Here is a 13,319-nt window from a genome sequence, read left to right on the forward strand (position 1 = left end):
AATAATTTATGTTGCAAAGGTAATCATATCAGTCCAATAGAAGAAATAAAACATTTTTCATAAAAACGCTTGTTTTTCAAGATAATCGTTGTAAATTTGCACCCGAAACATCGCGGGATAGAGCAGTAGGTAGCTCGTCGGGCTCATAACCCGAAGGTCACTGGTTCGAGTCCAGTTCCCGCTACTAAGTTTATTGAGGTTTTGCCCAATAACAAAGACATATTGAGAATACAAACGCACATCGCGGGATAGAGCAGTAGGTAGCTCGTCGGGCTCATAACCCGAAGGTCACTGGTTCGAGTCCAGTTCCCGCTACTAAGAAAGCCACTAATAAAAATTAGTGGCTTTTTTTATTTCGATACTTTTTAGTTTTCTTATTCTGAAACCTTCACGATTACTTTTCCAACACTTCTAGCCGTTTCAACATACAGATGTACATCTGCTAATTTCTCAAAAGGAAACGTTTTTGAAACATGGGCTTTAAGGATTCCTTTTTCCAAAAGAGAAGCAACTGTCTTCATGTCTTCACCGCTAGAATGTACCATAATAAAATAGCCATCTACATTTTTTGCTTTTGCTTTTTCAACCAGCTGTTCGTTCAATCCAGACGGAATGCTAATCAAGGTGCCGCCTGGCTTGATTACTTCTAAAGAGCGGTCGATATTGTCTCCTCCGATAGTATCCAATACAAAATCGATATCTTTTACGACATCTTCAAAAGGCTGTGCTTTATAATCCAAATGTTCGTCAGCGCCAAGCGATAACACAAAATCTTTGTTGACCGCAGAAGACGTACCGATGACATACGCTCCAAAATGTTTCGCAATCTGCACTGCAAAATGTCCTACTCCTCCAGAAGCCGCATGAATCAGCACTCGGTCGCCCGCTTTTATCTTTGCATTCGTAATTAGTGCCTGCCAAGCCGTAAGAACCGTAAGCGTTGCTGCTGCCGCTTCATCAAAAGAGATGTTCTTTGGTTTTAAAGCCAGCTGTGATGCCGGGGCCGCTACATATTCAGCATACGCTTTTCCGTGTCCGGGAAAATTAACCATTCCGAAAACCTCATCTCCCTTTTTAAAAAGTTCAGATTTAGACTCGACCACAACCCCTGAAACATCCCAACCGAGAATTATCGGACTTTCATCTTTTATTTTTCCATAAGTCCCATTTCCCTTTCGCGTCTTGATATCTACCGGATTGATACTGATTGATTTTGTTTGTATTAAAACTTCACCCTCTGTAATAGTAGGGATAGGTACTTCTGAAACGATCAAATTTTCAACTGTTCCAGGCTCTTTTAAAATTATTGCTTTCATTGTTAGTGTATTTTAAAGCAAATTTATACTGATAAATTTAATATTATTGGTATAATATTTCCAAAATGCAGTACATTTGCATCATGAGAAAAGAAAATCTACATCAGCCGTTTTCCATTACTTATATGACTTTGGATGTATGTCCGAAACAAGAACACACGCATACTTTCTTTGAACTCGTGTATATTATTTCCGGAACCGGTAAACAGTGCATCAACCAGAATAAATTTAGCTATTTCGCCGGACATATGTTTTTGATTACTCCAGAAGATTGCCATTCTTTTGAAATTGAAACAACTACTGAATTTTTATTCCTCCGCTTCAATGATATCTACATCCAAAATGGTGGTTTGCCTACCGAAAACATAAAGAGGCTTGAATATATCTTGCAGAATGCCAACCATCAGCCTGGGTGTATCTTAAAAAACCAAATCGACAAAAGCTTGGTAAAGCCAATGGTAGATGCAATCGTAAGAGAATCCATAAACGCCGATCTTTTCAACAAGGAGCTTATTCATCAATTGGTAAATACGCTTATTATTATTGTTGCCCGAAATATCGCCAAATACCTTCCGGAACAAGTAAATACCAGCACCGAAGAAAAAGCAATGGACATTCTGCAATACATCCAGAGCAATATTTACCATCCTGAAAAACTCAAAGCAGAAAACATCAGTACGAAATTCGGCATCTCAAATGCCTATCTGGGCAAATATTTCAAACGCCATACGAACGAAACCATGCAACAGTATATTGCTACGTACAAAACCAAGCTCATCGAACACCGATTGCAGTTTAGCGACAAACGCATCAACGAGATAGCAGACGAATTCGGATTTACTGACGAAAGCCATCTCAATAAGTTTTTTAAGAAACAAAAAGGCAGCAGTCCGAAAGCCTACCGAAAGACAATCAGAATGTAATTGTTAGGTAATTTACGATTTGTAAAATTTAGGATAACTAAAAAGATAATCACAAATTGAGATTCGAATTGTCTTTTCTATTCGCAAGCCAGTGTCCGCCTTAAATTCTCGTTTTTTGCCCTAATAAATATAAGCAAGAAATCAGAAAATCGCGTGCTTCATTTGTTATTAATACGTAATTTAAACTATTAAATACTAGATAGTTAGTAACCATTTTTTAATAAATCCTTATTCTAAAAATCCGTTCTTCAAAAATTATTAAAATTAAATTTGGAATGTTAAAGCGATAAACCCTGCAGGTATAATATCCTTTATAAAACGATTTCCTTCCAATCTTAAATTTTATAATTATGTTTAAAAAACGATTTTTATTAGCTTTAGTATTCGCAAGCATGTCGGGACTTTCCTTTGGGAAATCGTCTTCTGCCAACAGCCTGCAAACCACGAATGTTTCTACAGCTTCTACTGCAGCAATGCTTGCAAATCCATTCCAAGGATTCAACCTTTTTAATCCTTCTGCTTCTTTTGCTTGGAATTTCTTCGAATGTACAGGCGGTGGTTCTGAAACCTTTTCAAACCTAGGTGCTGCTTCTAGTACTTATGCAACCAGAACATGGACAGGCGACAACGGCGTAGCTTGGTCTGCAACAGACGCAAGAACTGACCAAGATCTTACAGGCGATGCTATCGCTTTAAGAACAAGTACTTTAAAAAACACTAGTACTGTAGCGAACGGTATCGGTACACTTTCTTTCAAATACAAAAGAGTTTTCTCTGGAAATTCTACTTTAAAAGTATTTGTTAATGGAGTTCAGTACGGTGGTGACATCGCTGTTACTTCTGATGTTACTGCAACTACATTCTCACAAGCCATCAATGTTTCTGGAAACGTAGTTATCGAGATCAGAAACAGTGGTAACAGAACTATTGTTGACGATTTATCATGGAACTGCTACTCAGCTGTTGCTGGTCCAGAACTTCAATTAGCAGATGCAGCTGGGACAAACCGCGAGTGCGGAAGCCTTGCTGTTGATTTTGGTTCTCACCCTGTAGGCCAATATCACGATGCAGTTTTCTCTGTTAAAAACCTTGGCACTTCTGCCTTGAACGTGACTGCTTTGACATTAAGCAACACTACAGACTTCTCTATTATTTCACCATCAGTACCTTTTACGGTTGCTCCTTCAGGTTCAGGATTGGTTTTGGTTCGTTTCCAAGGCGCTGTTGCTGGAAACAAGATTTCTACACTGACTATTGCAAGCAATGATGCTGATGAAGCTTCTTGTGTAGTTAATTTGACTGGAACTGCTCTTCAGCCATGTATTGCACCAGTTATTACAGGTGCTGACGTTACTGTTTCTAATATCGCTTACGCTTCTGCTGACGCAGCGGTAACTAGCGCGACAGCTGACAAATATCTTGCTGTTCTTTCTACTTCAAGTACTTTATCTGCTGCTCCAGCTAACGCTACAAGCTACAACGTAGGTGACAGCCTTGGAGGCGGAACAGTAGCGTATAACGGAACTAGTGCCAACTTCTCTCTTACTGGTCTTACAGAAAACACGCCATACCACCTTTTCGTATTCCCTTACAACAATACAGATTGTACTGGAGGTCCATTATACTACACAGAAACTTCAATTGACGAAACTTTCACAACTACTGCTGCTCCATGTATCGGTGGAAACGAAACGTTCTCAAACTTAGGAACTGCTTCTAGCACATACACATCAAGAACTTGGACAGGTGATAATGGCGTGACATGGTCTGCAACTGACTCTAGAAACGACCAAGATCTAACTGGAGACGCTATCGCTTTGAGAACTGGAATTCTTACCAACACGACTCCTGTTGCTGGAGGTATCGGAACGTTGAACTTCAACTACAAAAGAGTTTTCAGCGGTGATTCTGTATTAAAAGTATTCGTAAACGGAACACAATACGGTGCTGATATCAATGTTACTTCTGACGTTACTACTGCTTACTCTCAAGCTATCGATCTTTCTGGTCCGATTACTATCGAAATCAGAAACAGCGGAAACAGAACAATTATCGACGATTTGTCTTGGAATTGCTACACGACACCTGACGGTCCAGAATTGCAGTTATCAGACAGCGAATTGATCTTGAAATCATGTGGTGATTTTACAATTGATTTTGGTGCGGTATTGCCTAGCACAGACAAAGTTATCATCTTTACTATTGAAAACTTAGGTACTCAAGATTTAGAAGTTAGCGCTCTTACGTTAAGCGATGCTGTTAACTATTCTATCGTTAACCCATCTGTTCCTTTCACATTAGTGCCTTCAAGCGCAATTGAAGTTGAAGTAAAATTCAACAGTGCTACATTAGGAAACAAACTTGGAACTCTTACTGTAGTAAGCAATGATGCAAACGAAGGCTCTTGCGTAATCGACCTTAAGGCTAGCGCTCAAGAAAACTGTGTGGCTCCAGTTGGAACTGCTGTTATCTCTTCTTCTAACATTACTGATACTACTGCTTCTGTTGCAGTTTCTGGTGTTACAGCTACTGGATATCTTGCCATGATCAGTACAACTGGTGTAGTTACAGCTCCAGTTAACGGAACAGCTTACCAAGTAAATGATATGCTAGGTGCTGGAAAAGTAGTTTATGTAGGTACAAATGCAAACTTTGCCCTTTCTGGATTGACTGCTAATACTAACTATTCTATCACTGTATATCCATACAATGCTGAATGTATCGGAGGTCCTCTATATGCTGCAACGCCTGCAAACGACGAGATCTTGACTACTGGCGCTCCATGTGTTGGAGGTACAGAAACATTCTCTAACTTAGGAAGCAGCGCTAGCTCTTATGCTACTAGAACTTGGACAGGAAACAATGGTATCAATTGGTCTGCAACTGACGCTAGAACTGACCAAGACTTAAACGGCGACGCTATTGCTTTAAGAGTAGGTACTTTGACAAATACCACTTTTATCACAACAGGTATCGGTACGTTGTCTTTCAACTACCAAAGAGTTTTCACAGGTGATTCTGTATTGAAAGTTTTTGTTAACGGTGTACAATACGGTGCTGATATCAATGTTACTTCAACTGCTACAGCTACTTATTCTCAAGCTATCAACGTATCTGGAAACGCTACAATCGAAATCAGAAACAGCGGTAACAGAGTAATCATTGACGATGTAGCTTGGACTTGCTATGGTACTTCTCCAAGAGCAGCTGCAGAAGTTAAAAAAGGTACTGCAGCCTTGAACAACGAAGTAAAATTATACCCAAACCCTAGCAATGGCCAATTCCAATTGGATTTTGCAGGTGAAAATGCAGATATCACTGTATTCGATTCTTTAGGAAAAAACATCCTTTCTAAAAAAGTAGCTTCTCAAGAAGTTATCGATTTAGGAACTTCTCAAAAAGGAATCTACATCGTTGTTATCAAATCTGGGAACACTACAACTACTAAAAAAGTAGCTATAAAATAAGACCTCTCTTATTGAACTTGCCCAGCAAGCATAAAAAGAAACCATCAATTTAATTGATGGTTTCTCTATTTAATATATTCTCATCCTTTGAATCCTGACGGCGTTTACTATAGCCAGCAGTGCCACGCCTACATCGGCAAAAACCGCTTCCCATAACGTAGCCAGTCCGCCGGCTCCTAAAATAAGCACGACCACTTTTACGCCAAAAGCCAGCGTAATATTCTGCATGACGATTCTTCTTGTCACCTTGCCCATTTGTATCGAAGAAGCAATCTTGCTCGGCTGGTCGTTCTGGATTACGATGTCTGCGGTTTCAATCGTAGCATCGCTTCCCAGTCCACCCATGGCAATTCCAGCATCGGCAAGCGCTATCACGGGAGCATCATTTACGCCATCGCCGACAAAAGCTATCGTTCTTCCTTTATCCTTCAATTCCTGTACTTTTTCAACTTTGTTCTCCGGAAGCAAGTCGCCATAAGCCGCATCAATCTGCAACGCTTGCGCTACCTTATCTACGATGCTCTGCTTGTCGCCGCTCAGCATGACAGTTTTGATACCCAGCTCATGCAGTCTCGAAATAGCAACGTGAGCATCTTCTTTCAGCTCGTCTGCAATCGTAAAATAGCCTACATATTCATCATTAACGGCTACGACAACTATAGTTTCCACTTTCGATTCGATAGCCTTGTCGTACGCAATACCATATTTTTTAAGCAATTTCAGGTTTCCGGCCAGTACTTTTCTGCCTTCGACTGTACCTGACAGTCCGTGCCCCGCAATTTCTTCCACATCTGAAACCGAAACGGATTTATAACTGTCTTTTGAATAACGGACAATCGCATTTGCAATAGGATGCGTCGACTTGCTTTCCAAAGCCGCCGTCAAAACCACCAGCTTGTCTTTATCAATCGTATGAGCTATCACTTCCTGCACTTCAAAAACACCTTTCGTCAAGGTTCCCGTCTTGTCCATGACCACCGTGTCTACTTTTGTCATTACGTCGAGATAATTGCTTCCCTTAAACAAGATGCCGTTTCGCGAAGCCAGTCCGATACCTCCAAAATAACCCAGCGGAATCGAGATGACCAAGGCACACGGACAAGAAATCACCAAGAAAACCAACCCGCGATATAACCAGTCGTTAAAAACATAGTTTGCTACAAAAAGATACGGCAGTGAGACAATCGCAATAGCCAAGAAAACTACAATCGGCGTATAGACCTTGGCGAACCTTGAAATAAAAAGCTGTGTTTTTGATTTCCGGGCCGTCGCCTCCTGCACCATCTGTAATATTCGAGAAAGCTTGCTATCTTTGAATAAAGCTATGACTTTTACTTCCGCTAAAGTCTGCAGATTGATCATGCCCGCCAAGACCGCCTCCCCTTTTGTTTTGGTATCCGGCTTGCTTTCTCCTGTCAGGGCAGCCGTATTAAAAGCGGCCGTTTCGGATAACAATTCCCCATCCAAAGCGACCTTCTCGCCCGGTTTTATCTGGATAATCTCACCTAGGGTTACTTCTGACGGATTGACTACTACAGGCTCATTATTGCGAATTACAGTCACCTCATCAGGACGGATGTCCAGCAAGGCCTTGATGCTCCGCTGTGCCCTTTCGACTGCAGCATCTTGAAACAGCTCCCCTATCGCATAAAAAAGCATGACAGCGACACCTTCAGAATATTCTCCAATCAAGAAGGCGCCTATCGTGGCAATGGACATTAAGAAAAACTCTGAAAAGATATTGCCGTTCCGGATTTCCTTTACCGCTTGATAATTGACTTTCAATCCCACCAAAATGTAAGCAGCAATATACCAGACAAGCGTAACCGGATAGCTGAAAAATACCGCTTCGGTTTGTTCCAGCAAGATTCCCGACACCAAAAGCAAGAAGCTGGCTGCAGCCGGAAAATACGTTTTCCATTGGCTGTCGTGGCTGTGCGAATGCCCTATTTCGCTATGATCGTGTGCCATAGTTGTATTTTTAGGTTAATGTTGGTGGCCTCCGCCCCCCTCGCTTTTCAGCAGGTGGCTCTGGATATAATACGCTCCTTTCAAAACGATTTTGGCGTCGGCATCAATTTTTTGCAAAACCGAAACCTGTACGAATCCCAATTGCGAAGTGCCGGTTTTTACTTCGATGCGCTGAAAATGGAACGTCTTTCCCGCCTCTTCATGAGCATGCCCGTCCTCATGCGAATGCCCCTCTTCTTTATCATGCGAGGCTTCTTCATGTCCCTCTTCCAGTATAAAGATAAATTCCCTTCCTTCCGCCTTTATCACGGCCTCTACCGGAAGCGCCTGCACGTCTTTGGCACCCACATCAATCAAGGCATTGACATACATTCCCGGAATCAGCGTCTGGCTCTTGTTCGCAATATCGGCATGAACTGCCACCGATTTGGTCTCGTTCTCAAAAGCCTTGCCGACATTAAAGACCTTCCCGCTAATCTCCGTATTGTCCTGATTGGTCAGTACGAATCGGATGTTCTGCCCCGGCTTTACCTTCTGCAAGTCCTTTTCATACACCAGCAGGTCGACATGCAATTGCGAATTATCCACAATGCTCAACAGCGGCTTGCCCACTTCCGCATTGCTTCCTATCTTGATGTTGATTTCGGTGATATAACCTGAAATCGGAGCCAGGATAGGCATTACCGAGCTCGGGCTGTTGCTTCCGCTCAAGTTGAGCACCGCCAATTGCTGTCTCAAAGAACTGAGCCTTGCCTTTTCCATCTCAAATTCCGCCTTCGTCTTCTGGAAGACTTTCTTCGAATTCACATTTTCTTCGCTCAGCGTCTTCTGCCTTTCATACTCCAGCGTCAGGAATTCCAGATTGCTTTTCGAAGTCAGGTAGGCTTCCTGCAATTTAGCAAATTCTGGGCTTTCTATAGTCGCCAGCACCTGCCCTTTTTTAACAGACTGCCCTTCGATGACGTTTATAGACTTCACGATTCCGGTTATGTGCACCGAAACATCAGCCTGGTTCTGAGGCGGCAGCTTGGTATAGCCATTGGCATTCACGACCTCGCTTAAGTTTTTCATCGCAAAAGTCCCCAGTTCGATTCCTGAGGCTTTGTATTGCGCTTCGTTCAGCTCTACTTCTTTAACAGGAGCCTGTTCTTTTGGTTTCACTTCTGCTGTCGCTTCTCCATGACTATGCCCGTCATTTTCGGCAGGACGGAGCGAAAAATAGAGAATCAGGGCAATCGCAATCGCCGCAAGGCTTCCGTATACTATAGTTCTTCTGTTCATCTTGATATTATTGATTCGCCAGAAACTGCAAGTTGATTACAGTCTGGTTAAAGTTATTTACTGCATTGATATAATTCGTTCGGATGCCCAAAGCCGTTTCCAGCCCCTGCACGTATTCCACATAAGAAATGTCCCCATTCATATACGCCTTTCCTGCATTTTTAGTAATCAGGTCGGCATTAGGCAAGGCTGTGGCTTTATAATAATCGACCAGCGACTGAAACGTATGCAGCTGCTGCAGCTGCTGTTCGTGTTGATTAATCAGCTGCGACTGCATATAATCGGCATTTTTCTGCTGCATTTCAATGTTGGTCTTAGAAGCCTGTATCTTAGCAATACTGCTTCCTGCAAAAATCGGCAGCGAGATGCCTACCGAAAATCCTTGAAAACGCAGCGAACCGTCATATGAAACCGTTTCGCCGTTCACCTCCTGGCTTCCCTTGAAAGATTGTATAAAATAGCCTGCCGTAAGGTCTGGCAATAGAGCCGCCTTCTCCACTTTGCGGCTTGCTTCGGCCACATTCACTTGTGCCGCGGCGAGCTTAAGATTCGGATTCTGCTTCACCAAAGCACTGTCTAAAACAGCTAACGAAGGCAAGGCTGCAAAGACAGTATCGCTCACGGCAAAATCTTCTTTCCGATTCAAAAAAGTCTTGATTTTGGATTTTTCGACCCAGATCATGGCTTCGTTCTGCTTGATGCGCTGTTCCAGTTCCTGCTGCTTTGCCACGGCCGTCGTTTTCTCCAGCGAGTTCGTCTCACCCGTATCAAAACGGAGCGAAGCCGAACGCACGAACTTTTGCATAAGGCTGTTCTGCCTAGAAAGCATCTTGTTCAATTCAGAGTAATACAATATCGCATTCCACGACTGACGGATGTTGAACGTAATTTCCTGTCGGGTCACTCCCGCTTTCAGCTGGCTCAAGTTGCTGTTCTCTATCAGCAGTTTTCTTCTTGCGCCATATTGAAACGGACTGAACGTTTGGGATATGCTGAAATTCTTATCCTGTGCATTCGAATTGATCTGTCCGAACGTTCCCGTCACTTCCGTCTTCGGCAGGTCGAACGCAGTACCTTTTAGCTGCGACTGCATCTTGCTTTCCAGCTCAGACGATTGGATCAGCGAATTGTTCTTTATTCCCGACTCGATGGCCTGTTTTAAATCGAGGCTTTTCGGAACTTCTTGTGCGTTGGCATTAGCTGTAAAAAGCGCCAAGATTACGATTGAGAGCAATGTCGTGTTTTTGTTCCTTTTAAATCCTTTTTCAAAATAATAATACAAGATCGGCAGTACAATCAGCGTCAAGATCGTTGCAGTCAGCAAGCCGCCGATTACTACGGTAGCTAACGGCTTTTGTACTTCTGCTCCGGCACTGCTGCTGATCGCCATCGGCAAAAAGCCCAGCGACGCTACCGAGGCTGTCAAGATTACCGGCCTCAGTCTTACTTTGGTTCCCTCTTTGATACGTTCATAAATATCGTTCATTCCTTCTTTTTTTAATTGATTGAAATAGGCTATCAGTACGATTCCGTTTAATACCGAAACCCCAAATAATGCGATGAATCCGACTCCCGCCGAAATGCTGAACGGCATGCCCCGAATCCACAAGGCAAAAATGCCTCCGATGGCCGATAACGGAATTGCCGTAAAAATCAACAGCGACTGTTTTACGGAATTGAAGGTAAAATACAGCAAGATAAAAATCAGTCCCAACGCAATCGGAACCGCCACCATCAAGCGCTTGTTCGCGTCGATCAGGTTTTCAAACTGTCCGCCATACGTAGTATAATAACCCTCTGGAAGCACGAGGCTCTTGTCTAGCTTGGCCTGGATTTCTTCAACAACGCCCTTCACGTCCTTGCCTCTCACGTTAAAGCCGACAACAATCCTGCGCTTTCCATCCTCACGGCTGATCTGCATCGGGCCATCTTCATATTGGATATCAGCCACCTGCTCCAGCGGAATCTGGTTGCCAGACGGCAGCGTAATAAACAACGATTTCAAGTTGGAGATATCCTGCCGGCTGTCAGCTTCCAGCCGCACTACCAGATCAAATCGTTTTTCTTTTTCATAAATCACCCCTGCCGCCTCTCCGGCAAAGCCGATGCGGATGACCCGGTTTAGGTCACCGATGTTCAATCCGTAAAGCGCCAGCTTGTCTTTGTTGTAGCGTACCGTAATCTGCGGCAGTCCTGCAACCCGTTCGAGCTTGGCATCAGAAACACCTTCCACGCCTTGAATTAGCTGCAGCGCCTCATCGCCCTTGCTCACGAGCATGTCGATATCGTCTCCGAATATCTTGACGGCCACATCGCTCCGCACGCCTGTCATCAGCTCGTTAAAACGCATCTGTATCGGCTGTGAGAATTCGGTCGTAGCACCCGGAATATCCTGCAGGGCTTTTTCCATCTTTTCCATCAATTCCTCCTTGGTCTTGGCCGATGTCCACTCTTTTCGGTCTTTCAGCAAGATAATCATGTCTCCTGCCTCAATCGGCATTGGGTCGGTCGGAATTTCGGCGCTCCCTATTTTGGTCACCACCATCTTGATTTCCGGAAACTTGGCCTTGAGCAGCTGCTCCGCTTTGGTTGTCGCCTCGATTTCCTGCGAAAGCGAACTGCCAGAGGCAATAATCAAATGGGTTGCAATGTCCCCTTCGTCTAACGTAGGGATAAACTCTCCCCCTAACGAACTGAACACGAACAACGATACGGCAAACAATCCTACTGCCGCAGCAATGATAGTTCCTTTGATCTGTAGCGCTTTCTGCAGTATTGGACTGTAGAATTGCGTAATCGCCTCAATAATCCTGTCGCTTATATTTTTAGTATGCCCTGTCTCTTTTTTCAAGACCAGCGCACTCATCATCGGCACATAGGTAAGCGAAAGTATAAAGGCTCCCAAGATGGCAAACGAAACCGTCTGTGCCATCGGGCTGAACATCTTTCCTTCAATGCCTACCAGCGCCAAGATCGGCAGGTAGACAATCAAGATGATAATCTCGCCAAAGGCCGCACTGCTTCTTATTTTTACGGAGGCTTGGTATACCTCATTGTCCATCTGTTCTGCGGTAAGCACCTCTCTTTTCCGGACCTGCAGCCTGTGGATGATGGCTTCTACGATAATCACCGCCCCGTCAACGATAATTCCGAAATCGATCGCTCCCAAGCTCATCAGGTTGCCGCTTACGCCGAAAAGCCGCATCATGGCGATTGCGAACAGCAAGGCCAGCGGAATCACGGAAGCCACGACCAGTCCGGCACGCCAGTTTCCGAGCAGTAAGACCAATATAAAAATGACGATAAGCGCTCCCTCAATCAAGTTGGTCTGTACTGTATGGATGGCCTTGTTGACCAATTTCGTACGGTCCATAAAAGGCTCGATAGAAACTCCTTCCGGGAGCGATTTCTTGATCTGTTCCATCTTCTCCTTTACTCTCTTCACGACTTCGCCGCTGTTCTCGCCCTTGAGCATCATGACCATGCCGCTCACCTCTTCGCCTTTGCCGTCTTTGGTCACGGCGCCATAGCGGATGCTGCTGCCTATCTGTACCTTTGCGATGTCGCGTATCAGGATCGGAATCCCGTTCTGATTTTTTACTACAATCTTGCTGATGTCGTCGATATTGCTCACCATCCCGATACCGCGTATAAAATAAGCGTACGGCTTTTTGTCGATATAAGCGCCTCCCGTATTCTCATTGTTCGATTCCAACGCCTCAAATATCTCAGGAATGGTCACATCCATGCTCTTCAGCTTGTCTGGCTGCACGGCAATTTCATACTGCTTGAGGTTGCCGCCCAGGGTATTCACTTCTGCTACGCCCGGCGTTCCGATCAGCTGCGGCTTGATGATCCAGTCTTGTATGGTACGCAAGTCGGTCGCATTGTATTGGTCTTCGTAGCCTTTTTTAGGAAATACGACATACTGATAAATCTCCCCCAGTCCCGTGCTCACAGGTGCCATTTCGGGCGTGCCTACATTTTTCGGAATGGCATTCTCTGCCTCCTTGATGCGTTCCGATATCTGGGCTCGGGCCCAATAGATGTCTACATCCTCTTCAAAAACGACGGTCACGACGCTCAGCCCGAAACGGCTGATGGAACGCAATTCGACGATTTTAGGAATCGGCTTTACGGCCTGTTCGATAGGATAGGTGATAAACTGCTCTACTTCTTGCGTAGCCAAAGTAGGCGAGCTCGTAATGACTTGTACTTGGTTGTTGGTAATGTCTGGCAGGGCATCGATCGGAAGGTTGTAAAGCGAATAGCCTCCCACAACGACCAGTGCCAGCGTAAACAGTCCGATAATAAATTTATTATGGATGCTGAAATGGATAATCTTGTCTAACATAGATTAT

General features: G+C 44.0%; 6 protein-coding genes and 2 tRNA genes. 4 read left to right on the plus strand and 4 right to left on the minus strand.

Annotated elements, in window-relative coordinates:
- Positions 1 to 111: 111 nt before the first annotated feature.
- Positions 112 to 184, plus strand: a tRNA-Met gene (locus OLM56_RS00430).
- A 58-nt stretch (positions 185 to 242) separates the two neighbouring features.
- Positions 243 to 315: transfer RNA gene (locus tag OLM56_RS00435), tRNA-Met, on the plus strand.
- A 59-nt stretch (positions 316 to 374) separates the two neighbouring features.
- On the opposite strand, the gene OLM56_RS00440 is transcribed toward OLM56_RS00435, so the two are convergent.
- Positions 375 to 1,316 carry an NADP-dependent oxidoreductase gene (locus OLM56_RS00440; protein WP_264527939.1) on the minus strand — a complete coding sequence of 314 codons (942 nt, stop codon included), beginning with the start codon at positions 1,314 to 1,316 and terminating at the stop codon, positions 375 to 377.
- A gap of 65 nt (positions 1,317 to 1,381) precedes the next feature.
- On the opposite strand from OLM56_RS00440, the gene OLM56_RS00445 reads away from it, so the two are divergent.
- Both OLM56_RS00445 and OLM56_RS00450 read left to right on the plus strand, forming a co-directional pair.
- The gene (locus OLM56_RS00445) at positions 1,382 to 2,239 is read left to right on the plus strand and encodes an AraC family transcriptional regulator (protein ID WP_264527940.1); all 858 of its coding nucleotides are present in this window, start codon (positions 1,382 to 1,384) and stop codon (positions 2,237 to 2,239) included.
- A gap of 350 nt (positions 2,240 to 2,589) precedes the next feature.
- Entirely contained in the window at positions 2,590 to 5,706 is a 3,117-nt protein-coding gene (locus tag OLM56_RS00450; RefSeq protein ID WP_264527941.1) for a choice-of-anchor D domain-containing protein, read from the plus strand.
- 69 nt (positions 5,707 to 5,775) lie between these two features.
- Here the strand turns inward: OLM56_RS00450 and OLM56_RS00455 are convergent, their stop codons facing one another.
- From OLM56_RS00455 to OLM56_RS00465, 3 genes are read right to left on the minus strand one after another with little or no spacing between them, the layout of a single operon-like run.
- Positions 5,776 to 7,677: a heavy metal translocating P-type ATPase gene (locus OLM56_RS00455; RefSeq protein ID WP_264527942.1), complete on the minus strand. Its 1,902-nt coding sequence runs from the start codon at positions 7,675 to 7,677 to the stop codon at positions 5,776 to 5,778.
- 15 nt (positions 7,678 to 7,692) lie between these two features.
- The gene (locus OLM56_RS00460) at positions 7,693 to 8,958 is read right to left on the minus strand and encodes an efflux RND transporter periplasmic adaptor subunit (protein WP_264527943.1); all 1,266 of its coding nucleotides are present in this window, start codon (positions 8,956 to 8,958) and stop codon (positions 7,693 to 7,695) included.
- Between the two features lie 7 nt (positions 8,959 to 8,965).
- Positions 8,966 to 13,312, minus strand: coding sequence for a CusA/CzcA family heavy metal efflux RND transporter (locus tag OLM56_RS00465; protein ID WP_264527944.1), 4,347 nt, complete (start codon positions 13,310 to 13,312; stop codon positions 8,966 to 8,968).
- Positions 13,313 to 13,319 lie beyond the last annotated feature (7 nt).

It is taken from the genome of Flavobacterium sp. N2550 (assembly GCF_025947265.1).
Lineage (GTDB): Bacteria > Bacteroidota > Bacteroidia > Flavobacteriales > Flavobacteriaceae > Flavobacterium > Flavobacterium endophyticum.